This window comes from Bacillus sp. NP157, assembly GCA_018889975.1.
In the GTDB taxonomy this organism is placed as follows: domain Bacteria; phylum Pseudomonadota; class Gammaproteobacteria; order Xanthomonadales; family Rhodanobacteraceae; genus Luteibacter.
The window spans coordinates 4,764,360-4,787,494 of record CP076546.1; the positions used below are offsets into that span (position 1 = coordinate 4,764,360).

General features: G+C 66.2%; 26 protein-coding genes and 1 tRNA gene. 13 read left to right on the forward strand and 14 right to left on the reverse strand.

From position 1 onward, the window contains the following. Positions 1 to 3 precede the first annotated feature (3 nt). Complete coding sequence (gene queE, locus KPL74_21515) at positions 4 to 696, forward strand: 7-carboxy-7-deazaguanine synthase QueE (protein ID QWT20308.1); 693 nt, start codon at positions 4 to 6, stop codon at positions 694 to 696. 16 nt (positions 697 to 712) lie between these two features. Next, positions 713 to 1,396: a 7-cyano-7-deazaguanine synthase QueC gene (queC, locus tag KPL74_21520; GenBank protein ID QWT20309.1), complete on the forward strand. Its 684-nt coding sequence runs from the start codon at positions 713 to 715 to the stop codon at positions 1,394 to 1,396. Here queC and KPL74_21525 read toward each other — a convergent pair. The 11 genes from KPL74_21525 to KPL74_21575 form a co-directional block, all read right to left on the reverse strand. Then, a complete protein-coding gene (locus tag KPL74_21525; GenBank protein ID QWT20310.1) occupies positions 1,387 to 1,884 on the reverse strand; it encodes a hypothetical protein in 498 nt (165 codons plus the stop codon). The two genes, queC and KPL74_21525, sit on opposite strands and share 10 nt — an antisense overlap. Next, a complete protein-coding gene (locus KPL74_21530) occupies positions 1,881 to 2,366 on the reverse strand; it encodes a hypothetical protein (GenBank protein ID QWT20311.1) in 486 nt (161 codons plus the stop codon). The genes KPL74_21525 and KPL74_21530 overlap by 4 nt, the downstream gene beginning before the upstream one ends. A 169-nt stretch (positions 2,367 to 2,535) precedes the next feature. Beyond that, a tRNA-Lys gene (locus tag KPL74_21535) sits at positions 2,536 to 2,611 on the reverse strand. A gap of 59 nt (positions 2,612 to 2,670) precedes the next feature. Further along, positions 2,671 to 3,615 (reverse strand): VTT domain-containing protein, encoded by a 945-nt coding sequence (locus KPL74_21540; protein QWT20312.1) that lies wholly within the window; start codon positions 3,613 to 3,615, stop codon positions 2,671 to 2,673. 79 nt (positions 3,616 to 3,694) lie between these two features. Continuing rightward, on the reverse strand, positions 3,695 to 5,080 hold the full coding sequence (locus KPL74_21545; protein QWT20313.1) for a HAMP domain-containing histidine kinase: 1,386 nt from the start codon (positions 5,078 to 5,080) through the stop codon (positions 3,695 to 3,697). A gap of 111 nt (positions 5,081 to 5,191) precedes the next feature. After that, positions 5,192 to 6,244 (reverse strand): phosphate/phosphite/phosphonate ABC transporter substrate-binding protein, encoded by a 1,053-nt coding sequence (phnD, locus tag KPL74_21550; GenBank protein ID QWT20314.1) that lies wholly within the window; start codon positions 6,242 to 6,244, stop codon positions 5,192 to 5,194. 93 nt (positions 6,245 to 6,337) lie between these two features. Next, positions 6,338 to 7,024 carry a response regulator transcription factor gene (locus KPL74_21555; protein ID QWT20315.1) on the reverse strand — a complete coding sequence of 229 codons (687 nt, stop codon included), beginning with the start codon at positions 7,022 to 7,024 and terminating at the stop codon, positions 6,338 to 6,340. 87 nt (positions 7,025 to 7,111) lie between these two features. Further along, positions 7,112 to 9,022 (reverse strand): response regulator, encoded by a 1,911-nt coding sequence (locus KPL74_21560; protein QWT20316.1) that lies wholly within the window; start codon positions 9,020 to 9,022, stop codon positions 7,112 to 7,114. A 66-nt stretch (positions 9,023 to 9,088) separates the two neighbouring features. Further along, entirely contained in the window at positions 9,089 to 9,826 is a 738-nt protein-coding gene (locus KPL74_21565) for a VTT domain-containing protein (protein QWT20317.1), read from the reverse strand. Beyond that, positions 9,801 to 10,358 carry a nucleoside deaminase gene (locus KPL74_21570; protein QWT20318.1) on the reverse strand — a complete coding sequence of 186 codons (558 nt, stop codon included), beginning with the start codon at positions 10,356 to 10,358 and terminating at the stop codon, positions 9,801 to 9,803. The genes KPL74_21565 and KPL74_21570 overlap by 26 nt, the downstream gene beginning before the upstream one ends. After that, positions 10,358 to 12,085, reverse strand: coding sequence for a glutamine--tRNA ligase/YqeY domain fusion protein (locus KPL74_21575; GenBank protein QWT20319.1), 1,728 nt, complete (start codon positions 12,083 to 12,085; stop codon positions 10,358 to 10,360). Before KPL74_21575 ends, KPL74_21570 begins: the two co-directional genes overlap by 1 nt. A gap of 102 nt (positions 12,086 to 12,187) precedes the next feature. Between KPL74_21575 and KPL74_21580 the strand changes: the two genes are divergently transcribed. Beyond that, complete coding sequence (locus KPL74_21580) at positions 12,188 to 12,706, forward strand: adenine phosphoribosyltransferase (GenBank protein QWT20320.1); 519 nt, start codon at positions 12,188 to 12,190, stop codon at positions 12,704 to 12,706. Positions 12,707 to 12,715: 9 nt separating this feature from the next. On the opposite strand, the gene KPL74_21585 is transcribed toward KPL74_21580, so the two are convergent. Beyond that, positions 12,716 to 13,330, reverse strand: a complete 615-nt coding sequence (locus tag KPL74_21585) for a hypothetical protein (protein QWT20321.1) — start codon at positions 13,328 to 13,330, stop codon at positions 12,716 to 12,718. Between the two features lie 12 nt (positions 13,331 to 13,342). Next, a complete protein-coding gene (gene oxyR, locus KPL74_21590) occupies positions 13,343 to 14,302 on the reverse strand; it encodes a DNA-binding transcriptional regulator OxyR (GenBank protein ID QWT20322.1) in 960 nt (319 codons plus the stop codon). A gap of 159 nt (positions 14,303 to 14,461) precedes the next feature. On the opposite strand from oxyR, the gene KPL74_21595 reads away from it, so the two are divergent. The 7 genes from KPL74_21595 to KPL74_21625 all read left to right on the forward strand — a co-directional run bounded on the left by KPL74_21595 (position 14,462) and on the right by KPL74_21625 (position 20,399). After that, entirely contained in the window at positions 14,462 to 15,010 is a 549-nt protein-coding gene (locus KPL74_21595) for a peroxiredoxin (protein QWT20323.1), read from the forward strand. A gap of 173 nt (positions 15,011 to 15,183) precedes the next feature. Beyond that, entirely contained in the window at positions 15,184 to 15,726 is a 543-nt protein-coding gene (locus KPL74_21600; protein ID QWT20324.1) for a carboxymuconolactone decarboxylase family protein, read from the forward strand. Positions 15,727 to 15,781: 55 nt separating this feature from the next. Then, the gene (locus KPL74_21605) at positions 15,782 to 16,141 is read left to right on the forward strand and encodes a DUF1428 domain-containing protein (protein QWT20325.1); all 360 of its coding nucleotides are present in this window, start codon (positions 15,782 to 15,784) and stop codon (positions 16,139 to 16,141) included. Between the two features lie 97 nt (positions 16,142 to 16,238). Then, positions 16,239 to 18,917: a M1 family metallopeptidase gene (locus KPL74_21610; GenBank protein QWT20326.1), complete on the forward strand. Its 2,679-nt coding sequence runs from the start codon at positions 16,239 to 16,241 to the stop codon at positions 18,915 to 18,917. Between the two features lie 112 nt (positions 18,918 to 19,029). Next, positions 19,030 to 19,434 (forward strand): hypothetical protein, encoded by a 405-nt coding sequence (locus tag KPL74_21615; protein ID QWT20327.1) that lies wholly within the window; start codon positions 19,030 to 19,032, stop codon positions 19,432 to 19,434. Between the two features lie 53 nt (positions 19,435 to 19,487). Continuing rightward, the gene (locus KPL74_21620; protein ID QWT20328.1) at positions 19,488 to 19,892 is read left to right on the forward strand and encodes a hypothetical protein; all 405 of its coding nucleotides are present in this window, start codon (positions 19,488 to 19,490) and stop codon (positions 19,890 to 19,892) included. A 99-nt stretch (positions 19,893 to 19,991) separates the two neighbouring features. Then, positions 19,992 to 20,399, forward strand: coding sequence for a hypothetical protein (locus tag KPL74_21625; protein ID QWT20329.1), 408 nt, complete (start codon positions 19,992 to 19,994; stop codon positions 20,397 to 20,399). Positions 20,400 to 20,537: 138 nt separating this feature from the next. On the opposite strand, the gene KPL74_21630 is transcribed toward KPL74_21625, so the two are convergent. After that, a complete protein-coding gene (locus KPL74_21630; protein QWT20330.1) occupies positions 20,538 to 20,924 on the reverse strand; it encodes a YolA family protein in 387 nt (128 codons plus the stop codon). 278 nt (positions 20,925 to 21,202) lie between these two features. On the opposite strand from KPL74_21630, the gene KPL74_21635 reads away from it, so the two are divergent. The 3 genes from KPL74_21635 (at position 21,203) to KPL74_21645 (ending at position 23,119) form a co-directional block, all read left to right on the forward strand. Then, complete coding sequence (locus KPL74_21635; protein ID QWT20331.1) at positions 21,203 to 21,601, forward strand: hypothetical protein; 399 nt, start codon at positions 21,203 to 21,205, stop codon at positions 21,599 to 21,601. An 84-nt stretch (positions 21,602 to 21,685) separates the two neighbouring features. Further along, positions 21,686 to 22,087, forward strand: coding sequence for a hypothetical protein (locus KPL74_21640; GenBank protein ID QWT20332.1), 402 nt, complete (start codon positions 21,686 to 21,688; stop codon positions 22,085 to 22,087). Between the two features lie 39 nt (positions 22,088 to 22,126). Then, the gene (locus KPL74_21645; protein QWT20333.1) at positions 22,127 to 23,119 is read left to right on the forward strand and encodes a LacI family transcriptional regulator; all 993 of its coding nucleotides are present in this window, start codon (positions 22,127 to 22,129) and stop codon (positions 23,117 to 23,119) included. Positions 23,120 to 23,135 lie beyond the last annotated feature (16 nt).

The window sequence follows — 23,135 nt, forward strand, 5'->3', positions numbered from 1 at the left end:
CCCATGAACGGCAGCACCGCAACCCCGGCGGACGTCTCGCCGGCAGCGCCCGTTAGGGAGCGCCTGCGGATTACCGAGATCTTCCACTCCGTGCAGGGCGAGGCCGACGCGATCGGCTGGCCCACCGTGTTCGTGCGCCTCACCGGCTGCCCGCTGCGCTGCGTGTGGTGCGATACCGAATACTCCTTCCATGGCGGCCAGTGGCACGACATCGACGCCATCGTCGCCGAGGTCGCCAGCTACGGCGCGCGCCATGTCTGCGTGACCGGTGGCGAGCCGCTGGCGCAGAAGCGCTGCCAGATCCTGCTGCGCAAGCTCTGCGACGCCGGCCACGAGGTCTCCCTGGAAACCTCGGGGGCGCTGGACGTCTCCGAGGTGGATCCGCGCGTACGCAAGGTCATGGACCTGAAGGCGCCCGGTTCGGGCGAAAGCGCGCGCAACCTGTGGTCTAACCTCGACCACCTGCTGCCGCACGACCAGGTCAAGTTCGTCATCGCCAGCCGCGCCGACTTCGAATGGTCGCGCGACACCGTGCGCGAGCATGCCCTCGACCGTAAGGCGATGGTGCTGTTCTCGCCCGTGTGGGGCAACGTCGAGCCGCGCGAGCTGGCCGAATGGATCATTGAAGAACGCCTGCCGGTGCGCTTCCAGCTGCAGCTGCACAAGCTGCTGTGGAACGACGCCGCCGGCCACTGATACGAAGGTTATGCCCATGAATGCAACGAACCCCACCCGCAAGGCCGTCGTCCTCGTCTCCGGCGGCATGGATTCCGCGGTGACGATCGCCATGGCCCGCGAGCAAGGCTTCGACGTGTACGCATTGAGCGTCGCCTACGGCCAGCGCCACAACTCCGAGCTCGAAGCGTCCGAGCGCGTGTCGAAGATGCTCGGCGCCGTGGAGCACAAGGTCGTCCACGTCGACCTGCGCAGCATCGGCGGTTCGGCACTCACGGCCGATATCGACGTCCCCGAAGAGGGTGGCGAAGGCATCCCGGTCACCTACGTGCCGGCGCGCAACACCATCATGCTTTCGATCGCCCTGGGCTGGGCCGAAGTGCTCGGCTCCGCCGACATCTTCTGCGGCGTGAACGCCGTCGACTACTCCGGTTACCCGGATTGCCGTCCCGCCTTCATCGAAGCATTCGAGACGCTCGCAAACGTCGCGACGAAGGCCGGCGTGGAAGGGGCGGGCATCCGCATCCACGCGCCGCTGATGGCGATGGGCAAGGGCGACATCGTCCGCGAAGGCATGCGTCTCGACGTCGACTTCGCCGCGACCGTCAGCTGCTACCAGGCCGACGCCCAGGGCCGTGCCTGCGGCCACTGCGATGCCTGCCGGCTGCGCGCGGAAGGCTTCGCCATGGCTGGCGTCGCCGACCCCACGCATTACGCCTGAGAAGCCGCCCCCGGATTCCGCCGGGCGGTGGTAGCAAAGAGCCTTACGGGCCACAGCAGGACCGTCGCCAGAATGGACCTGCGGACCATCAGCAGGAGGATCTCAGCGTAAGCGCGCTGTTCGATCGACGTCAGTTCGTGCACCGTGGCTCGCGGCAAATGCCTTACGGAATTCGCCAGAGCCTCGCGCAGGTTCTTTTCGTTTCGGATCCGGGCGTTTGTTCGCGAGAGGCGAGTGAAGCAATAGCGCGCCGCGGTGACATCGTTCGCGTGTCGGATGAGACAACCGAGTAAACGGCGGCGCACGATGTACGCGCGACCACTGACCTGAAGGGTAGCGCTCGCTCGCATTGCCGACAGCTCGCGCTGGAGCAAGAGCAGGTTGATCCGGGCCTGGACCACGGCGGATCGCGGAAGCTCCACGAACAACGTGTACGCGACCATAGCTAGCGAAGCGATGTAGATCAGTGCAATGACGAGGACGGTCACAGGTTTCTCCTCTCGTTGGTGTCTCTGGTGCTGGAAACGCCGCGCTCGGCTCTTGCAGTAACCGCGTATGCCGCTCGTGTCGCTGGCGAGCCACCCAGGCGATCGGCCTGATTCCTGACGGCGCGCCGATACCTCACGTTGATGCCTCCCGACACGAGAAGGGCCAGCAAAAGGGCTGAAAGAAGCCACCAGGGCGGTCCGAGCGTCGCGAAGACCTCCTTCAGCAGGGAACTAGACACTTTTGCGTCGACATAGGCGGTCAGGTGGGTGGTCTTGCCCGCCAGGTAGTACGCCAAAGCCCACAGGGACGCGACACACGTTGCGCCACGAATCAATGACCTCAGGACCGCGCCAAGCCACGCATGCTTCAACGCTTTTTCCAATGCCTCGACCCGGCCGCGGAGCACGCCGTTTTCGACTACCAACTGATCGCGCGTTAGCCCTTCGACGGGCGCGATCCGGCGCCCTCTGCCTGCGTTCACTGATCGATCCCTTGTTTGACGCAGTTCATGGCGCACCCCGGCCGCGTTAGGTAGCAAGTGGTGGCTACGGTAACGGCTGGTGTTCGTGCGGAAAGCAGGCATAACGCTCGGCGTAGGCGGCGAAATGCCGACGCGGCGTGTAGGGGAAACGGAAGGGAGTGTGGCGCGATGGTGGGTCGTGACGGACTCGAACCGTCGACCTACGGATTAAAAGTCCGCTGCTCTACCGACTGAGCTAACGACCCATGCGCAAGGAGCCGCGTAGTTTAGTGGGCTGGCGGGGGCGGCACAACCCGAGCGGGGTTCAGGTGCCCAGGACGATCGCCTCGACGTCGCGCCCGGCCTCGCGCCAGGCCCCGATGCCGCCGGTCAGCGGGCGGACATTCGCATAGCCCAGCTTGGTCAGGCGCTCGGCGACCTTGGCGGCCGAGACCTCGTTGGGGCACGAGCAGTAGATCACCACGGCCGTGTTGTGCGGCAGGGTGGCCAGGTCGGCCTCCGCGGTGGTCATGTCGAACAGCCGCGAACCGGGGATGACGAACGGGTCGTCCCGGCGGTTGGACAGGCTGCGCACGTCCACGATGAGCGCGCCCGGGTCATTGGCCAGCAGCACGGCCAGCTCGTCGACCGAGATCCGGCTCTTGCGCAGCCGCGAGATCAGCAGGCTGCGCCGGGTGTAGCGGAACAGCACCCACAGCACCAGGCCGATGGCTGCCAGGGCGGCAAGGCCCACGCCGAACTGGCGCAGCACGCCCAGCACGGCGTCGATCTGCCGGTAGAACAGCATGCCCACCGACAGGCCCACCGAGATCCACAGCGCGGCGCCAGCGAGGTCATAGACCGTGAACCGGCTGAAGCGCGTATCGCCCGCGCCGGCGATCGGGATCGCCACCAGCGACAGGCCGGGGATGAAGCGCGACACCAGCAGCAACTTCACGCCGCGCTTCTCGAAGAACCCACTGGCCCGGCGCACGCAGGTGTCCGGCGACAGCGAGATCCGGCACAGGCCATCCAGCACCCGGTAGCCGAACCGGCGGCCGGTGAGGAACCACGCCGTATCGCCAGCGAAGGCCCCGGCCAGGGCGCCGACGAAGGTGGCCATGATCAGTAACGGGTCGCGTGCGGTGACCAGGGTCGCGCCGACCACGATCAGCGTCGGCATGGCCGGCACGGGCAGCCCGATGGCCCCCGCGAAGACGCCAAGGAATGCCACCACGGGCGCGGTATCCGACCAGTTGACGCTCGCCACGACCGCAATCCTCGACGCTTCGGTGGCGAAAGGTTACGCCGGTCCCGGCGTCAGGCACAGGGGTAACGCGCGGCGTGTGTCACAAGGCGGTGTGATGGCTCACCGTCTCGCGTGCGCGCGCTGGCAATCCGGCCGCCGCGCCATCGAGCTGGACCCAGAACAGGGTGCCGCGCCCCGGGCTGGAACGCACGCCGATGGTGCCGCCGACCACGTCGGCGATGCGCCGGGCCACGGCCAGGCCGAGGCCCAGGCCAGGATGGCCGGGCAGGCGGGTGAACTCGTCGAACACGCGTTCCTGCTGCGCCGGCTCGATGCCCATGCCGTTGTCACGCACTTCCAGCCGGATGTCGCGGCCGCGCCGGCGCACGGCCACCAGCACCCGCCCATGCGGCGTGCCGATCACCGCATTGGAGACCAGCCGGTGCAGCAGCTCGGCAAGCAGGTTGGCGTCGCCGCGCAGTGGAATCCTGCCACCACGCCAGTGGATATTGACGTTGAGCCGCTCGGCGTCGTTGGCGATGGCGTCGCGCGCACGCATGAACAGGTCGGCCGCGATCAGCTCGCCACTCGCCGCCTCGATGGCGCCAGCGTCGAAGCGAGCCATGTCGAGCAGGCCTTCGAGCAATTCGTGCAGCCGGGTGATGTTGGTGCGCATCTGCCCCTGCACCGCACGCTGGCGCAGGTCGTCGCCCGGCTGCATGCCACCGACGAACAGCGACAGCGCCTGCAAGGGCTGGCGGAAATGATCGCCCAGCTGCTCGATGAAACGGGTCTGCCGCGCCATCTCCTGCATGCGCTGGCGGAACGCTTCGGTGCGATCGGCCTGGTGCACGGCACGCAGTTCGGCCAGCTCGCCAAGCAGGCGACCGACCGCCGCTTCCATCGATGCCGCATCGCCCGCCGTGCGATCGTTGCGCTGGCGCAACTCCGCGTCGATGCGTGCCTTCAGCTCATCGGCGGGTGCGAACACATCGCGCTCGAGCAGCCGTCGACTGGCGAGGTACACCGCGACGACGCCACCACCGAGCAGCAACATCATCAGCGTGGCCGCAAGACGCCGCTCGCGCAGCGCGGACGTATCCGAAATGGTTTCCAGTTCACCGAGCGCCGTCGGTACACGCACATGCATCTGCCGACGCGCATCCAGTGGGCGCCCGCTGTCGATCACCAGGGCAGGGCCTTCGAGCCGGTGCAGGATGACCTGTGCGGTTGGCGAGCTGCGCGACAGCGCACGTGCCAGCGTGTCGCGCGTCGCATCGTCCGCCGGGTTGCTACCGACCAGGCCCGCCAGCCGCACCGCCTGGATCCGCGCGATGTTGCGCGCCTCCAGCGAAATACTGCGCAAGTGCATCACGCCCAGCGTCGCCGCCAGCGCGAGCGCCACCATCGCCAGCGGCAACAGGCCCTTCCGGACCTGCCGCTCGCTCGACGGCGAACGGCCGGGCGGGGTGGATGACGCGTTCATGCAGCGGCCTTCGACGACGGGGTTTCATGACGAATCTATGAAACGCCCGTTCGCGGCGCGATAGCCAAGGGGAGCTAAGCCCTATGGCATAGGCCTTTTGGCCGATGGGGCCTATTTCCCGCGGAGTCGGCCAACCAGTGTGTCGTGGTCGGCCTGGATCTTCGAGAAGCGCGCTTCGCGGGCACTCTCGCTTACCCATTGCGCGGTGGTGGCGCGGCGCTTTTCCAGCGAATACTCGATGTCGGCGAACGGCACCAGGCAGGCATTGGTGGCCGCGGCAAAGCCGCTGATGTCGTGGATCATCTTCAGGTTGGCTTCCTGTCGGCCGCCGTCCTTGCCCTTGCCGTAGCTGGTGATGAAGGCGGCCACCTTCTCCCGCAGCGAAGGCGGCAGGTCGTTGCGGATCACGATCACGGCGTGTGGGATCAGCGAGGACTTCCACAGGATGCGCAGCCGCGCGTACTGCTCGGGGAAGTGCTGCTGAAAGCGTTCGAGGTCGGCGGTGTTGTTGGTCGCCACGTCCACCTCGCCGTTGGCCACGGCCAGGGCGTTGTTCTGGTGGTTGTCGACGTGCACCTTGGCGAAGAAGGTGTCCGAATCCACCCCGCGGGCGGCGAATAACTGGGTCTCCGGTACAAGGTAGCCCGAGACCGACAGTGCCTCGCCACGGGCGAATCGCCACTGGCCGGGGCGGGCGAACAGCTGGTCGAGGGTGCCGATGTGCGAGTCCGTGGCGACCAGCAACACGGCGTAATAGCCCTTCGAGCCGTCGCCGCGGGTGAGCTGGCCGATCACCTGCATGTTCTGGCCGACCACCGCGTCGAGGGCGAGCCGGCCGGAAAGGAAGGCGATGTCGACGCGCTGCTCGCTGATCGCCTGGGCGATGCCTTCATAGGTGGTGACGGAGACGGCGCGCACCGGGCGACCGATGGCGCTGTGCAGGTCGTCCAGCATCGGACGCCAGGCTTCGAGCGACTCGGCGGGGCCGCCGATCGGCAGGATGCCGAAGGTCAGCGGGGCGTTCGGATCGATGTCGGTGCCGGGACCCGCGCCTGACCCACGGGCCAGCGCGGCGGTGGGGCACGCGCAGAGCAACACCAGCAGCCATGCCACCAGCCAACTACCCGCACCCGTCCTGGTCGTGCCTGCCCTGCCTGCGCGCATGCGACCGCCTCGTGGTTAACCGCTCCCCCCAGGCGCTCCGTGCCCATCCGGGTACCAGCCTACGCCGGCGCCCGGGTAAAACCGTGTCGTGCGTCAGTCGCCGAGGTGTTGTGCCGCCACCAGGGCCTCGAGCCGGTTCCGCACATGCAGCGCGCGGAAAATGGCGGCGAGGTGGATCTTGACCGTGCCCTCGCTGATGCCCAGCTCGCGGGCGATCAGCTTGTTCGGGCGACCCTTGGCCAGCAGCTTCAGGACATCGATCTGGCGGTCGGTCAGCACCGTCGCCAGTCGTTCCTTGGTGGTGAGGCCGTCGCCGCCGAGGGTGGCGAATGCCGGGGCCATCGGCGCCGTGGAGGCGGCCTTCATGGCTTCGGGGGGCACGTAGATGCCGCCGCCCACGACCAGCCGCACCGCATTGAGGATGACGTCGGGTGGCGAGGATTTGGGGATATAACCCTGGACGCCGAGGTCCAGCACGTGGCGGATGGCGCTGGGGTCTTCGGTGCCCGAGAGCACCACCACGGGGCGCGCACGCGAGGTGCCGTCGTCGCTGGGGTCACGCAGCGCCGCCACGGCATCCTTGATGTGCTCGACGCCATCGGCACCGGGCATCGCCATGTCGATGAGGGCCACGTCGGGAAGGGGTGTATTCGCCAGCAGGGCGCGAAGCGCCGCCACTGTTTCAGCCTCGACGAATTCGACGTCGTCACCCAGTTCGCGAAGCTTAAGCTTCACGCCCTCGATGATGAGTCGATGATCGTCCGCGATCAAAACTCGCATGCCACTCCTCCGCTCGCACTGCCACGAGCATCCCCGTTCAAAAGACCATAGCCCCACCTGCTCGCCGCGGCAAGCAGGCCATTAGGCTCAGACGGCTGCATGATGGACAGACCATGCGGAAACCATTACATCGTGGAGCCGTTCGGGGGAGACTGGCTTGTACAGGACCTGCGTCGTGCTGGTATCCACGCTGGCGAGGAAGTCGCTGCGGGTTTCGCCGGTGATCAGTACGCGCGCGAACGGAGGGGGGTCGCCCGGCCGGCGGCGGTAATAGCGATCGAGCAGGGACAACACGTCCAGCCCGGTGCCTTCGCGCAGGCGCAGGTCGGAAATCACCAGGTCCGGCGGCTGCATCCACAGGTGCACGGCCTCCATCGCCTGCTGCGCGTCCTCGGCGGTCATCACCTCGCAGCCCCAGCTGCCGAGCAGGTAGCTGATGCCGGCGAGGATGCTGGGCTCGTCGTCGATCACCAGCACGCGCATGCCGGCCACGTCGCGGGGCATGCCCGGCTCGGCCATCGGGGTCGGCGGCGCCTCGGGCACGGGGTTCGGCCGCACTTCGGGCAGGGTGATAGAAAACACGCTGCCCTTGCCGGGGCGCGAGACCACGGTGGCCCGGGTGCCCAGCAACACGGCCAGGCGTTGCACGGTGGACAGGCCCAGGCCGAGGCCGCGGCGGGTGCCTTCCGGTCGGCCGGCTTCCGGCCCGCTTTCCACCCGGTAAAACTCGTCGAAGATATGCGGCACGTGCTCGCGGGCGATGCCCAGCCCGGTGTCCCACACGTCGATGCGCACGGTGCCGTCGTCGCGCTTGCGCGCCGCCACCAGCACGCCACCGCAACGCGTGTAACGCAGCGCGTTGCTCACCAGGTTGTTGAGGATGCGCGCCAGCATCGTGCGGTCGCCGTGCACCCACAGGTCGGTTGTGCGCACCACCAGGCGCAGGTCGTGCTGTTCGGCGACCATGCGGAAGTTGACGCTGACTTCTTCGAACACCTCGTCCATCGAGATGTCGCGTGGCACCGGCTTCATCGCGCCCGTATCCAGCCGCGAAAGGTCGAGCAGTTCGCTGAAAAGATGATCGAGCGATTCGACGCATTCCTGGATGTGCGCGATGCGGTTGAGCCGCACCGGATCGAACTCATCCACGGCAAGGCCCGATGAAAACAGGGTCAGCGCATACAGCGGCTGGCGCAGGTCGTGCGAGGCGGCGGCGAGGAAGCGTGCCTTCGCCACGCTGGCCGCTTCCAGCGCGGCGTTCTTGCGAGCGAGTTCGTCGGTCGCGGTGGCGATCTCGCGCTCCATGCCGATCTGCGCGTGCAGGAGCTTCGAGGCCGCGCCGTTGAAGCCACGCTGCAGGTCGCCGATTTCCGTGTCGTCGGTGACCGGCACGACCACCGTGCGGTCACCCAGGCCAAGCTGGCGCACGGCGATGGCGAGGTTGCGCAACGGCGCACTCATCCAGCGCGCGGCCGACCAGCCGATCATGATGGCGATGAGCAGGCTCAGCGTCAGCCAGACCAGCGCGTTGTGCACGCTGGCGCGCTGTGCGGCCACGGCGTCTTCCACGCTGACATCCACCGTGACCGAGCCCAGCACGCGGCGGCTGGTCGGGTCGAGCACGTCGCGCGAGACCGTGAGGCTGTCATCGTCCTCGACCGAGCCGTTGACCCGGTCGGCGAGGATCTCGCCATCGCGGTCGGAGATCCGCACGCGGGCCACCTGCGGCAATTGCACGATGGACTGGGCGATGCGCCCCAGCTCCCGGCGTTGCTCGCCGCGCAGGGCATCGCCAGAGACGGTGGCGGCCTGCTGCGCGATCGCATCGGCGGTGGAGCGGCCCATCTCGTGCAGGGTGTCCATCTGGTGCCGGGTAAGCAGGGTGACCAGCAGCACGGCGGCGATGGCGGTCGGGGCCAGGGCCACGCAGGTCAGGCGCTGCACGAGCGACGTGCGGCGCCACACCCTTTCCAGCCATGAAGCCGACAAATCGCGCATGCGTGTCCCCCCGCCGCCCCCGGAGGCGTGCGCGGCTAGCCTAGCGCAGTTCGATGGCGTCCGGCGTCAGCCGCGGCGGCGCTCGCGCCAGGCCTGGACCAGCGGCGGCACGGCGGCGACCACGACGAACAGGGCCAGTGGAACGAGCAGCCGTCCGTTGACCAGGCTGGCGGCGGTCAGCGGTCCGCGGCCGAGGGTGTCGGCCAGCCCGGCGCCGATCGCGCTTTCGATGGCGAGGGAGAGCGTGCCGCCGACCCAAGTGGCGGCGAGGAACAGCCACCACGGGCAGCGCAGCCAGGCCAGCGCGACGGTCATCGCACCGAGCGGCACCACCGGGACGAAACGCAGGGCGAAGGTGTGCCGCACGGGATGGCGCAGGTAGCGTTCGCGCAGGCGGGTGGCGAAGGCGGGCGGTGCGCGGGTGCCCGCGGCGAAGGCGTGGCGGCTGGCCGCGAACAGCGCGGCGGACCCTGCCACCAGGGCGACCGAGCCCAGCGCGGTGCCCTCGGCGATGCCGAAGAGCAGGCCACCGGCCAGGACCAGCACGATGGTGCCGGGGACGCCGGTGGCGATGGCCACGGCGAGGGCGACGGTGAAGCCGATGCGCGACCCCAGCGGGTAGCTGCCGACCAGGGCCCGCAGCGACCCGCTTCCGTGGACGACGTGCGACGCGTCCACTTCACGCAGCACGCCACTGCCGATCACGCCGGCACCGAGCAGCACCAGCAGGACAAGCGGCAGCGCGGCGCGCCAGGCGCGCCCGCGGCCGGGCGTAGCCTCAGTAGGCGGCGCCGATTTCGCCATAGTGGCGCAGTACGGTGCGCGCGTCGTCGCGCAGGATGTCACGGCGCACGGCGATGCCGCGGCGCTCGAGTTCACCCACCCAGTCCGCCGGCAGCGGGCCTTCGTCGAACGGGGTGAGTTCCTCGACGTCGCTGGCGCGTGCGCCGATCAGCAAGGTGTCGATGCCTGCCCACACGGTGGCGCCGTAGCACTGGCAGCACGGCTGCGAGCTGGTCGCGAGGGTGAACGCGCTGCCGTCTTCGTTGAGGCGGAAACGCTGCAGGCGCTGCTGCGCGAGCATGTACGCCATCATCTCGGCGTGCGCCACCGAGCAGCTCTGCGGCACGACGCGGTTCACGCCGACGGCGACGATGCGGTCGTTGCCGTCGAACACCACGGCGCCGAACGGGCCACCCGTCTCGGCATCCACGTTCTGCGCGGACAACGCGATGGCGAGGCCGACCTTGGCTTCGTCACCGGCATACGCCACCGATGCGTCCACGGCGTCGTGGACCCAGGCCGGCAGGGTGAGGTGGACCTGTGCGTACAACATCAGGACTGCTTCGCCCACGAATCGCGCAGCGTCACCACGCGGTTGAACACCGGGGCAGCGTGCGTGTGGTCGTGCATGTCGGCGACGAAGAAGCCAAGGCGTTCGAACTGCACGCGGTCTTCGCGCTCCGCGCCGGCGGCGGCCGGCTCGACGAAACCGTGCACCACGCGACGCGAGTCGGGGTTCAGGTGATCCTTGTAGGTCTTGCCGTCGGTGTCGTCGTCCGGATCGGCCGCGTCGAACAGGCGGTCGTAGAGGCGGACCACCGCCGGCACGGCGTCGCGCGCGCTGACCCAGTGGATCGTGCCCTTCACCTTGCGGTCGGAGCCGGGCATGCCGGTGCGCGATTCGAGGTCGAGGGTGCAACGCAGTTCGACCACGTCGCCGGCGTCGTTCTTGACCAGTTCGTCGCAGCGCACGATGCCGACGCCACGCAGGCGCACTTCACCGTCGGGCGTGAGGCGATGGAAGCCCTTCGGCGGCACCTCGGCGAAATCCTCGCGCTCGATCCACAGCTCGGGCGAGAACGGCACGCTGCGCGAACCGAAGCTTTCGTCCTTGGGGTGGTTCGGGAAGGTGAGCGTCTCGGCGTGCGCGGCCGGCAGGTTGGTGATGGTGAGCTTGAGCGGATCGATCACGGCGAGGCGACGCGGCGCCTTCGCGTCGAGGTCTTCGCGCACGCAGCCTTCCAGCACGCTCATGTCGATGGTGCTGTTCTGCTTGCTCACGCCGATGCGTTCCCAGAACAGGCGGATGCCTGCCGGGGTGAAACCGCGGCGACGCACGCCGGCGACGGTCGGCATGCGCGGATCGTCCCAGCCATCGACCAGGTTTTCCGAGACCAGCGTGATCAGCTTGCGCTTGCTCATCACCGTGTAGTTGAGGTTGCCGCGCGAAAACTCGATCTGGCGCGGCTTGCTCGGCACGGTGGGCAGGCCGGCGGCGACCAGCGAACTCCACAGGGCCGGATCGTTGGCGAGGTCGACGCTATCCACGCACCAGTCGTACAGCGGGCGGTGGTCTTCGAATTCCAGCGTGCACAGCGAATGGGTGATGCCTTCCACCGCGTCCGACAGCGAATGCGCGAAGTCGTACATCGGGTAGATCGGCCACGCATCGCCGGTGTTCTGGTGGTGCACCTTGCGTACGCGGTACAACGCGGGATCGCGCAGGTTGATGTTGCCCGAGGCCATGTCGAGCTTCGCGCGCAGCGTCTTGCTGCCGTCGGCGAACTCGCCGGCGCGCATGCGCTGGAACAGGTCGAGGTTTTCTTCCACCGAGCGGTCGCGGTAGGGCGAGTTGCGGCCCGGCTCGGTGAGGGTGCCGCGGTATTCGCGCACTTCCTCGGCCGAGAGGTCGTCGACGTACGCCAGGCCCAGGCGGATCAGCTTCAGCGCCGACTGGTAGAACACCTCGAAGTAGTCCGAGGCGTGGCGCAGTTCGGCCCACTCGAAGCCGAGCCACTTCACGTCGCGCTGGATCGACTCGACGTACTCGATGTCTTCCTTCGACGGGTTGGTGTCATCGAAGCGCAGGTTGCAGGTGCCCGCGAACTCCCCGGCAAGGCCGAAGTTCAGGCAGATGGACTTGGCATGCCCCAGGTGCAGGTAGCCGTTCGGCTCCGGCGGGAAGCGGGTGTGGATCACCGTGTGCTTGCCGGAGGCCAGGTCGTCGCGGACGATCTGGCGGATGAAGTGCTGCTGCAGGACGGGCGTTTCGGTAGACATCGTCGAGTGGCTCTGGGGTAGGGGCGCGGCAAACGTCCGAGTTTACCGTTCCTGCGCCCGCGATGCTTGCCGCCGGGCGGTGGGGCGGGGTAGGTTCCCCGCATGCAGCCCCTACTCAAGCTTATCCGGGACGTTCCCGACTTCCCGCGCCCCGGCATCATGTTCAAGGACATCACGCCCTTGCTCGCCGACGCGTCGGCGTTCGCCCAGTGCATCGACGCGCTTTGCGCGCCCTGGCGTGGCCAGGGCATCCGCGCCGTCTGCGGGATCGAATCGCGCGGTTTCATCTTCGGCGCGGCCATGGCCCAGGCACTGGGGGCCGGCTTCGTACCGATCCGCAAGGCCGGCAAGCTGCCGCCGCCGGTGGTCGGCATGGATTACGGGCTGGAATACGGCCTGGATCGCCTGGAGATCGGCACCGAGGCCCTGTCGCCGGGTGAGCGCGTGATCATCGTCGACGACGTGCTCGCCACCGGCGGCACGCTGGATGCCGGCCGCCGCCTGGTCGAGCGGTTGGGCGCCGAGGTGATGGGTGCCAGCGTGGTGATCGAACTGGGTGGCCTGGCCGGCCGCGCGCGCTGGAGCGGCGACGCCCCGTTGCATGCCCTGGTCGCTTACTGAGCCCGTCGCTTACTGAGCCGCCCGGGCGGGCTTTTCTTCGCTGATGCTCTCGACCAGCACGATCTCGCAGCCACCGGCGCCGGTGTCTTCGCGGGTCAGCGAGGTGTCCCAGTGCCAGCCGTCGTCGCGCTTGATGTCGACGAGGAAGCCTTCGAAGTGGACCACTTCGCCCTGGCGCACGTCGCGCAGCTGGCGGGCGGCGGTGTCGTTGGCCGGGATCATGTGCATGTTGGCGCTGGAATCCTCGATCTCGTGGCGCGGGATCGGGAAGTTGTCGGTGTACCAGAAGTAGAAGCGGTTCGACTGGGAGATGCGGATCTTGTCCAGCACGGCCGAGTCGGACATCCGGCCCCAGCCCATCGCCAGGTCGGTCGGTGCGATCGGCGCCAGGTCGTCCAGCTGGTAGTCCTCGCGCGACAGCACGCGTCCGCTCATGGCGAACTTCGCCCGCGGCTCCAGCCGAAAGTGGCCACGCGACAGTTCGGTGCCACGGGGGATGTCTTCCTGGTCCGGTTCATCGCCCGCGACGATGCCGGGCGCGTCATGCACCGGCCTGTGCCGCCACCAGTTGTAGCCACCCCAGCTCGACAGGACGAGCAGCAGGGCGACGAGCCAAACGCGCATGGACAAAAACCGTCAGGGGGTCGGGAGGGCAACGTTCGACGCCCCACCCGGTTGACCGGTGGCGCATCCATGGGTGTTGAACAGCTCGGCCGGGATACCCCTGACCAGCTCGGCCAGGGCCTCGAAGAACGGCGTCATCGCCGAACTCTTGCGCCACAGCATAGCGATCCGGCGGCTCGGCGCGGGGTCTTCGAATTCGATCAGGTGCACGTTGGCCGACTGGGCGACCGGCGGCTGCACGGCGAGGCTGGGCAGCAGGGTGATGCCGACGTTGGCCGAAACCATCTGGCGCAGGGTTTCCAGGCTGGTCGCGCGGAAGCCGGTCTTCTCGCCGGCGCCGGCCATGTGGCAGACCTCCAGCGCCTGGTCGCGCAGGCAGTGGCCGTCTTCCAGCAGCAGCAGGTTCTGCTCGGAAAGGTCGTCCATGCGCAGGCGATGATGGCTGGCCAGCGGGTGGCCGCTGGGGACGGCCAGCACGAACGGTTCTTCGAACAGGAATTCGGTGTGCAGCGAATCGTCGTGGACGGGCAGGGCGAGGATGCCGGCATCCAGGGTGCCTTCGCGCAGCATGTGCAGCACCTGCTCGGTCTTCTCCTCGCGCAGCAACAGCTCCAGCCGCGGGAAGCGCTCGCGTAGCAGGGGAATGACGTGGGGGAGCAGGTAGGGCCCCAGGGTGGGGAAGATGCCGAGGCGGATCGTCCCGGACTCCGGGTCGCGGGTGCGCTGGGCGATCGATTTGATCTCCTCCACCTGCGACAGCACCCCACGGGCGCGGCGGGCGATCTCGCGGCCGGTCTCGGTCAGCAGCACCTTGCGCGGGGTGCGTTCGACCAGCGCGACGCCCAGCTCGTCCTCCAGCTTCTTGATCTGCGTGGACAGGGTGGGTTGGCTGACGAAGCTCGCCTCCGCGGCCCGGCCGAAGTGGCGGTGCTCGGCAAGGGCGACGAGGTAGGATAGGTCTCGAAGGTTCATGGGACGGTCTCGCGGCACGTTGCGATAGCCGCAGACTATCACACCTATGTCTACAATCGATTTGAGATATCGAACCCGGTTCGATAACCTAGCTTTATTGATCGCTTCCCCAGGCGATCCCTCGTGTTTACACCAACCCTCACTCTGGAGAGTCGATCCATGCTGACCATTGGCGATAAGTTCCCCGAATTCAACCTCCTGGCCGTCGACGGCGGCCCGCTGGCCAACAAGATCGAAGACGCTTTCACCACGATCTCCGACAAGTCGTACGAGGGCAAGTGGAAGCTCGTGTTCTTCTACCCGAAGGACTTCACCTTCGTCTGCCCGACCGAGATCAAGGGTTTCAGCGACCTCAACGAGCAGTTCGCCGACCGTGATTGCCAGATCCTGGCCGCGTCGACCGACAGCGAGTTCGTCCACCGCGCATGGCGCATGGACCACGCCGACCTGAAGGACCTCAAGTTCCCGATGCTCGCGGACATCAAGAAGGAGCTGACCTCGGCTCTCGGCATCCTGACCAACGACGGCGTCGCCCAGCGCGCCACCTTCCTGGTCGATCCGAACGGCGAGATCCAGTTCGCCTACGTCACCGCCGGTTCGGTTGGCCGTAACCCGGACGAAGTGCTGCGCGTCCTCGACGCCCTGCAGACCGACGAGCTGTGCGCCTGCAACTGGAAGGCCGGCGAAGAGACCCTCAAGGTCGCCTAAGCCCCGCAAGTCAAAGTCCCGCGCCGCATAGCTCCACCCCGCGCGGCGCGGGCACCCTATCCCAGTACACCCCCCCCGATGCGCCCCCAGCGCATCCCGCGTGAACCGGTGCCCCCGCTCCGAGCCATTCCGCGCCCCATTCCTTTCCCCCGATTACGACCTGGAGCACACCGATGAGCATTGCCGATCTCCGCAGCCAGCTTCCCGAATATGCCAAGGACCTGAAGCTCAACCTCGATTCCGTGCTGAGCGAAGCCGGCGCACCGGGCCTGAACAAGGCGCAGATCGCCATGGTCGCGCTGGGCTCGGCATTCGCCGCGCGCTTCAAGCCGCTGACCGAAGCGGTCGCCGTGTTCGCCGCCGAGCACGCCACGCCCGAGCAGATCACCGCCGCCAAGGGTTCGGCCGCGATCATGGGCATGAACAACATCTATTACCGCTTCCAGCACCTGGTCTCGCACCCCGAGTACGAAACCATGCCGGCCAAGCTGCGCATGAACGTCATCGGCGCCTACAAGGGCGATGCGAAGAATGACTTCGAGCTGGTCTCGCTCGCCGTCTCGGCCGTCAACGGCTGCGGCATGTGCATCGACTCGCACGACAAGGTGCTGCGCGACGGCGGCGTCACCGTCCAGGGCATCCAGAGCGCCGTGCGCATCGCTTCGGTGATCCACGCCGTGGCCGTGGTCCTCGAGCAGGCCGAAGCCGCCGGCTGATGCTTCGTGGCGGGTTTTGGGCGATGCTCACCCTACCTATCGCGGAGGGTGTGCCATGAGCTATGTCGATGGTTTCGTCATGCCGGTGCCGGAAGACCGCCTGGCCGATTACAAGAAGATGGCCAGGGTTGGCGCGAAGGTCTGGATGGACCACGGGGCGCTGGCCTACACCGAATGCGTGGCCGACGACGTCAAACCCGGCAAGGTCACCTCTTTCCCGCAGGCCGTGAAACTGAAGCCGGGCGAGGTCGTGGTGTTCTCCTGGATCGTCTACAAGAGCCGCCGCGACCGCGATCGGATCATGAAGAAAGTGATGGAAGATCCGCGACTTGCGAAGTACATGGACCCCAAGTCCATGCCCTTCGACGGCAAGCGGATGTTCTGGGGCGGGTTCAAGCCGATCGTCGAGGCCTGACGCGCTGCGGCATCCAGGGGGTGCCTTCCGGCACTGTGTCGAAGGTCACCCCTCTCCGCAGGATGGGCGGGATTATCCACAGGGAGTCCCACCTGCCATGCGTCGTTTCGTCCGTCCCCTCATTCTCACTGCGCTCGCCGCCTGCTGTGGCGCCGCGCTCGCCGCCGGCACGGACGCCGCGCCTCCCCTTGGCCACCTGCCGGACTGGGCCCAGCCCGAGAGCTACAAGCTCGCCTTCAAGGTCGACCCCAAGCAGGAAGACTATTCCGGCTCCACGGTCATCAAGATCAAGCTCACCCAGCCGTCCGACTTCGTCTGGATCCACGGCAAGGAGCTGAAGGTTTCCAAGGTCGTCGTCACCGACGCCGCCGGCAAGAAGCACAACGGTAAGTACACCGTCGCCGCCGAGAAGGAAGGCGTCGCCCGCCTCGACCTCGGTGCGAAGCTGGAAGGCGAAGTCACCGTCGCCATCGATTTCAGCGCGCCGCTGAACAAGCAGCTGCAGGGCCTGTACAAGGTCTCGCACGAAGGCATCCCGTACGCCATGACGCAGATGGAGCCGGTCTCGGCTCGCTACGCGTTCCCCGGCTTCGACGAACCGCGCTTCAAGACCACCTATGACATCAGCCTGACCATCCCGGCCGACGACCAGGGCGTGGCCAACACCGCGCAGGTGAAGGAAGAGAAGGCCGGCGCCGGCTGGAAGACCCTCACGTTCTCGACCACCAAGCCGCTGCCGACCTACCTGGTCGCGTTCGCCGTTGGCCCGTGGGACGTGGTGAAGGGCCCGGACATCGCGCCGACCGAATACCGCACCACCGCCACCCCGCTGCGCGGCATCGCCGCCAAGGGCGAAGGCCACCGCATGCAGCACGTGCTGGGCGAGACCAACTCGATCATCCACACGCTCGAGGAGTACTACGGTTTCGGCTATCCGTTCGACAAGCTCGACCTGCTCGCCGCGCCGGACTTCAGCGCGGGCGCGATGGAGAATGCCGGCCTGGTCACCTTCCGCGACTGGCTGCTGCTGATCGATGCGGATTCGGCCGCGAACTACGTGCGTGGTTCGTTCAACGTCAACGCGCATGAGCTGGCCCACCAGTGGACCGGCGACACCGTGACGATGGCCTGGTGGAACGACCTGTGGCTCAACGAAGCGTTCGCCACGTGGATGCAGCAGAAGGTCACGCAGAAGGTTCACCCGGAATACCGCGCCGACCTCGACCGCGTCCGCGGTGCGCAGGGTGCGATGAACAACGACAGCCTGGTCAGCGCTCGCAAGATCCGCCAGGAAATCACCGGTAACGGCGATATCGAAACCGCGTTCGACGGCATCACCTACCAGAAGGGTGCGGCCGTGCTGGGCATGTTCGAAGGCTATGTCTCCGAGCCGGTGTTCCAGAAGGGCATGCGTGCCTACATCCAGAAGCACAAGTTCGCCAACGCGACCGCCGACGACCTCGTCGATTCGATCGCCGAAGCGGCGGGCCAGGGTGAGCAGTTCAAGAAGGCGTTCAACAGCTTCCTCGACCAGTCGGGCGTGCCGTACGTCACCACCGAAGTGAAGACCGAAGGCGGCAAGACCGTGCTGCACGTGAAGCAGAGCCGCTACCTGCCGCTGGGCAGCACCGGTGATGCGAGCCGCGTGTGGGGCGTGCCGATGTGCGTGCGTTACGCCGTGGCCGGTGGCGACAAGGTCAAGTGCGAAATCTTCGACCAGGCCGAAGGCAGCATCGTGCTCGACGGCGCGGCGAAGAACGCGTGGGTGATGCCGAATGCGAACGGCCGCGGTTACTACCGCTTCGCCGAGAGCAAGGCTGACCTCGCCAACCTCGCCAAGGTGGTCGGTAAGCTGACCGACGCCGAGCAGCTCGCCTACGCCGATGCCGTCCGCGCTGGCTTCCAGCACGGCGACCTCGATGCCGGCGACGTGCTCGCCGCGCTGAAGCCGGTCACCGCGTCGAGCACCCGCGAAGTGTTCACCGCGCCGATGCCGACCTTCACCTGGATCATGGACCACGAAGCCACCACGGACGCCCAGCGCGCCGTGCTCCGCAAGTGGGCCATCGATGCCTACAAGCCGAAGCTGGCTTCGCTGGGCTTCCGCAAGAAGGCCGGTGAGAAGGACAACGACACGCTTACCCGTAACGTGCTGGTCGGCTTCCTCGCCGACAAGGACATCGCGGACAAGGACGTGCGTGCCGAGATGCTGAAGCAGGGCGATGCCGCGCTGAAGCTGAAGGATGGCCGCCTCGACCTCGACGCCGCCGATCCGGACCTGCTCGCCAACGCGCTCAGCGTGTCCGTGCAGGAGCACGGTGCCCCGGCGGTGGATGCACTGATCGCCGAGATCCCGAAGACCTCCGACCCGGCCAAGCGCAATGCGATGCTCGCGGCACTGGGCGATTCCAACGACGTGGCGGTTGCCAACAAGGCGCGTGACTTCGCCCTGGGCAAGGACGTCAAGGTCGGCGAGATGGCGATGGTGCTGATGGGCGGCCGCGACAGCGAGAAGTCGCGTGACGACGTGTGGCAGTGGTTCACCACCAACTACGACAAGATCGTCGCCCGCACCGGCAGCTTCGCCGGCGGCAAGCTCCCGGCGCTCGGTGCACAGGGTGGCTGCTCGAAGGCCGAGGCCGACCGCCTCAACGCCTTCTTCAAGCCGCGCATGGGCCAGGTCAGCGGTGCCGAACGCGGCCTCGCGCAGACCAGCGAGTCGATCCTCCTGTGCTCCGCCCTGAAGGACAAGCAGGACCCCAAGTCCATCCGCTAACCCGCAACCCCATGTAGGAGCGCGCCTGCGCGCGAAAGCCAGCAACAACTAGAATAGGCCGGGCGAGAAATCGCCCGGCCTTTTTTAAGAACGCCCCGAGGAGAATCGCAGGATGGCTTTTCGATTGACGGACAACGGACTAGGTGCCATAGACGAGGCTCGCGGCATCCTCGTGGACATGGCCTTTCGCTTCACCGACATCGGCAACAGGGTTCCCTACGATTACGCCGAGGGTGATCTCAAATTCGGTTTCGACACCGAAGCAGAAGTCGGCATCCCGCTCACTGGGCCTATGGCAACCGGTGAGGTTGAGCCGCGTCCCACGACCCTCGTTACGCATATCCTCGAGAGCTCAATCAAAGATGGTCTCGTCGCAGCGCTGGGTGTAGGCGCATTGGATCTCGTCGATTTCGATCGGATCAAGATGGATATTCGTGAAGCCGTTTTCGTCGTCGAGGCGGACCGTGGCGACTACTTGCGCCTGGTTCCGGAGTTCAGGGTCGACATTGTTCCATGATCGGCAGCGAACAGAGCAGCGGCAGCCCACCCACGTCTAGTCAAGGATCAGCGATGGCATTTCGTCTCATGGAAAACGCGGTTGGTGCGATCGATGAATCGCGCGGTATCACAGTGAAGATGGCGTTTCGATTTGCGGATATCGACAACAGCGTGCCATTCGATTACATCGAAGGCGAATTGACATTCGGCTTCGATACGGAAGCAGAGGACGGTATTCCAGTAGGTGGAGCACTTATCGATGGCGAGTCGCAGCCGCGTCCCAACACTCTTGTTACACATGTCTTAGAGAGTTCTGTTCGAGAAGGCCTGATTCGCTCGTTAGGGCCTGACGCTTTGCACAAGGTGGATTACGAACGCATCAAAGAGGATATCCTCGAAGCAGTTTTTGTTACTGCGTCTGATAATGGTCGGTATCTGCGCTTGGTGCCGCACTATAAAGTGGACTTCATTCCTTAGTGAGCCACGTCTTCTGCAGCGTCAGTGAAATTCTTCTCAAGCCGCGTTTGCTCGCGCTTGGGGCACGGTCTGGTATGTATTTTTTCAGGAAGAAAGACGATGGCAGCGTTTCGATTGACGGATCATGGGTTGGGCGCCGTAGACGATGATCGCGGCATCGTCGTGAGCATGGCCTTTCGCTTTGCCGATACCGACAACATGGTTCCCTACGACTACACCGAGGGCGATCTCAGGTTCGGATTCGACACTTACGCAGAGAGAGGTATCCCGCGAAGCGGCCCCATGGCTACCGGAGAAATTGAGTCACGCCCTAAAACCCTCGTTACGCATATCCTAGAGAGTTCGATCAAAGATGGTCTCTTTGCGGCCCTGGGTAAGGACGCGTTGGATAAGGTCGATTTCGATCGCCTGAAGGCGGATATCTGCGAAGCCGTCTTTGTTGCCCAGGCAGATGGTGGCGACTATCTGCGGCTCGTCCCGGAATTCAGAGTCGACATCGTCCCCTGACCACCGCTACAAGCGATAGCTGCCGGCCCCTTGTAGGAGCGCCCCCGCGCGCGACCGAGATGGCGATCCCACCCAATCGCAACGCCACCCCCAACAAGACCAGAAGCCCGGGCCCCAACCGCCCGGGCTTCTTTTTCATCACTGCACCTGGAACCCCACCCGCACGGTCGCACCCGGCCCGCGCGGGAAGATCATGAATTCAAAGTTGCCACCTTCACGCCCCGACGCGTCCCAGGTGCGCCGGTAACCCACGATGGTGTCGCCACGCTTGCAGGCACCCACGCCGCGGCCGGTGTTGCAGAGCCGCTCGGTGGCGATCTCCTTCAGCGGACTTCCGAGCAGGCGCGCCTGCGGTGCGTTGCCCATGCCGATTTCGTCGGTCTTGATGTAGAGCCAGCGACCGCCGTGGTCTCTTTGCGTGGTTTGTCGTCCGGTCACGATTTCACGTCCAACCTTCTCCGATTCAACGGAGTAGACGTACGCGCTAACAGACGGGGCAGCCGTTGCATTGATCGTCGTGCCCATGAGGGCGCAACAAGCGACATGATGTATTTTCATTCAATTCTCCTGCTCGGCCCTGTTGGCCGACGACTATCCTGGCGATTGGGAGTGGGGTCGGGGATGGCAGGCGCCCTCGTCAGAACGTAGGAGAATGGCGCGTCTGGCGTCGCCCGCGTCAAGCTAGGCGCGGCGTGTAGGCACAAAGCATCAATACGTGTAGGCGGTGTCTCTTCGTGTGTCCCGTGCGGCACGCATGGTGGTGGGTCGTGCTGTCATCGGAGTACTCATCCCGGGAGTACGCCATGCAGATCACGTCGTTGAGCAACGGATCCAATCCAGTGTCGGTGGTATCGGCCGTGCCTGCCGTCATCGCAAAGAAGATCCAATCGCCAGACACGCCCGACATCCCTAGAAACATCGATTTCTCCCACGTCACGCCAAGGCAGTTGAACGAGTACGTCGATCAGCTGATATTCGCCGATCGCATCAGCGCCGAGGATGCGAGCGGGCTCATGAATATGCTTTATTCAAATGAACGCTGGGGAGCGCCCGATACGCCGATCGACGTTCGCGCGCGGATGGAAGGCCACCGCGACTTCCTTCTCGACCTGCACGACGCACGAGCCGGCTTCTACAGCGGCCTTCTTAATCAACTCGATGCATTTGAAGCCACCGGACTTGGCGTGTCAGTGGAGGCGTAGCCATGCGGTCGAATCCCTATGCAGCGCGTCATGTCCAGTTGGGTGGCATGTCCTTCCGGCTCGTTTGGCTTACGGAGCACGTTCATGCAGATCTCGTCCTTTAACGATTCACCCGCCCGCGTATCTGTCGCGTCGGCGGTGCCTACGGTCATCGCGAAAACGATGCTCGCTTCTGAGAAAGCCGCCGAAGTACCCAAATCCGTCGATTTCTCTCGTGTCACACCGCGACGGCTGGGGGAGTACATCAACGAGATGATCTTTGCTGGCCGGATTACACGCGAGGAAGTAAGTGCGCTCGAATTGATGATGACGCCGGACGAAGAGCTTGGCGCCCCGGACGTTCCCATCAACGTCCGCGCGCGCATGGAGGGCCACCGCGACTTCCTCCTCGACCTGCACGACGCCCGTGCATCGTTCTACACGGGCATGCTCGACCGCCTCGACGCACTGGAGGCCACCGGCCTGGGTATTTCGATGGAGGCCTAGGCATCTACCGAGCGCCAGCGCTTGGGTTACGCTTACCCCATGCACACCCGCACCAGCACCGCTCGTGACGTCGCCGAACTCGCCGGGGTATCCATCTCGGCCGTGTCGCGAACGTTCACGCCGGGCGCCAGCGTGTCGTCGAAGACGAAGGAGCGGGTGCTGGCGGCGGCCGAGTCGCTGGGCTACCGGCCGAACCAGCTCGCGCGCAGCCTGATGACCGGCAAGACGGCGCTGATCGGCCTGGTCTCCAACCACTTCGCGAACCCCACCTTCATGGAGGTGTTCGACCTGTTCACCCGCGAGCTGCAGGCTCGTGGCCTGCGCCCCTTGCTGGCGAACCTCGGCGAAGACGAGGACGGCAGCCAGGCGCTGGACATGATGCGCCAGTACAGCGTCGATGCCGTGCTGATCGCCACCTCGGCGCCGCCGGCGGGCTTCGCCGCGTCGTGCCGGGCGGCGGGCATGCCGGTGATCCACGTCTTCGGCCGCGCCGGGCGGGGTGCCCCAGTGCCGGTGGCGACCGTCGACAACGTCGCCGGCGGCCGCCTGGTCGGCGAAGCGATGCGCGGGCGTGGCCTGCGCCGCCTCGCCTACATCGGTGGCTCGCCACACGATGTGTCGTCGACCGATCGCGCCGATGGGTTCGCCGACGCGGCCGGCAAGGCGCTCAAGCACACCCGCTTCGCCGGCAACTACACCCACGATCACGGACGCGACGCCATGCTGGCGCTGCTCGACGACGACGCGCGCGTCGACGGCGTGTTCTGCGGCGACGACGTGCTCGCCATGGGCGCCATCGATGCCTGCCGCGAACGCGGCGTCGACGTGCCCGGCCAGGTCAGCATCGTCGGCTTCGACGACATGCCGCTCGCCGCTTGGTCGTCCTATTCGCTGACCACCGTACGCCAGCCGATCCGGGAGATGGTGCTGCATGCGATCGAGAAGATCGCGGCATGGGTGGAGAACGCCGATGCGGTGCCGCGGAGTAAGTTGTTTGGGTGTGAACTGGTGGTGCGGCGTAGTTTGCGCTGAGCGGGACTTGGTTTTC

Bases quoted from the DNA above. Each gene is read 5' to 3' on its own strand.
- KPL74_21585 (QWT20321.1), bottom strand. From the start codon at position 13,330: ATGCGCGTTTGGCTCGTCGCCCTGCTGCTCGTCCTGTCGAGCTGGGGT.
- KPL74_21555 (QWT20315.1), bottom strand. From the start codon at position 7,024: ATGCGAGTTTTGATCGCGGACGATCATCGACTCATCATCGAGGGCGTG.
- KPL74_21610 (QWT20326.1), top strand. From the start codon at position 16,239: ATGCGTCGTTTCGTCCGTCCCCTCATTCTCACTGCGCTCGCCGCCTGC.
- queC (QWT20309.1), top strand. From the start codon at position 713: ATGAATGCAACGAACCCCACCCGCAAGGCCGTCGTCCTCGTCTCCGGC.
- KPL74_21635 (QWT20331.1), top strand. From the start codon at position 21,203: ATGCAGATCACGTCGTTGAGCAACGGATCCAATCCAGTGTCGGTGGTA.
- KPL74_21640 (QWT20332.1), top strand. From the start codon at position 21,686: ATGCAGATCTCGTCCTTTAACGATTCACCCGCCCGCGTATCTGTCGCG.
- KPL74_21565 (QWT20317.1), bottom strand. From the start codon at position 9,826: ATGGCGAAATCGGCGCCGCCTACTGAGGCTACGCCCGGCCGCGGGCGC.
- KPL74_21600 (QWT20324.1), top strand. From the start codon at position 15,184: ATGAGCATTGCCGATCTCCGCAGCCAGCTTCCCGAATATGCCAAGGAC.
- KPL74_21625 (QWT20329.1), top strand. From the start codon at position 19,992: ATGGCAGCGTTTCGATTGACGGATCATGGGTTGGGCGCCGTAGACGAT.
- KPL74_21545 (QWT20313.1), bottom strand. From the start codon at position 5,080: ATGAACGCGTCATCCACCCCGCCCGGCCGTTCGCCGTCGAGCGAGCGG.
- KPL74_21645 (QWT20333.1), top strand. From the start codon at position 22,127: ATGCACACCCGCACCAGCACCGCTCGTGACGTCGCCGAACTCGCCGGG.
- KPL74_21630 (QWT20330.1), bottom strand. From the start codon at position 20,924: ATGGGCACGACGATCAATGCAACGGCTGCCCCGTCTGTTAGCGCGTAC.
- KPL74_21575 (QWT20319.1), bottom strand. From the start codon at position 12,085: ATGTCTACCGAAACGCCCGTCCTGCAGCAGCACTTCATCCGCCAGATC.
- KPL74_21605 (QWT20325.1), top strand. From the start codon at position 15,782: ATGAGCTATGTCGATGGTTTCGTCATGCCGGTGCCGGAAGACCGCCTG.
- KPL74_21570 (QWT20318.1), bottom strand. From the start codon at position 10,358: ATGTTGTACGCACAGGTCCACCTCACCCTGCCGGCCTGGGTCCACGAC.
- KPL74_21560 (QWT20316.1), bottom strand. From the start codon at position 9,022: ATGCGCGATTTGTCGGCTTCATGGCTGGAAAGGGTGTGGCGCCGCACG.
- KPL74_21620 (QWT20328.1), top strand. From the start codon at position 19,488: ATGGCATTTCGTCTCATGGAAAACGCGGTTGGTGCGATCGATGAATCG.
- KPL74_21580 (QWT20320.1), top strand. From the start codon at position 12,188: ATGCAGCCCCTACTCAAGCTTATCCGGGACGTTCCCGACTTCCCGCGC.
- oxyR (QWT20322.1), bottom strand. From the start codon at position 14,302: ATGAACCTTCGAGACCTATCCTACCTCGTCGCCCTTGCCGAGCACCGC.
- phnD (QWT20314.1), bottom strand. From the start codon at position 6,244: ATGCGCGCAGGCAGGGCAGGCACGACCAGGACGGGTGCGGGTAGTTGG.
- KPL74_21615 (QWT20327.1), top strand. From the start codon at position 19,030: ATGGCTTTTCGATTGACGGACAACGGACTAGGTGCCATAGACGAGGCT.
- queE (QWT20308.1), top strand. From the start codon at position 4: ATGAACGGCAGCACCGCAACCCCGGCGGACGTCTCGCCGGCAGCGCCC.
- KPL74_21595 (QWT20323.1), top strand. From the start codon at position 14,462: ATGCTGACCATTGGCGATAAGTTCCCCGAATTCAACCTCCTGGCCGTC.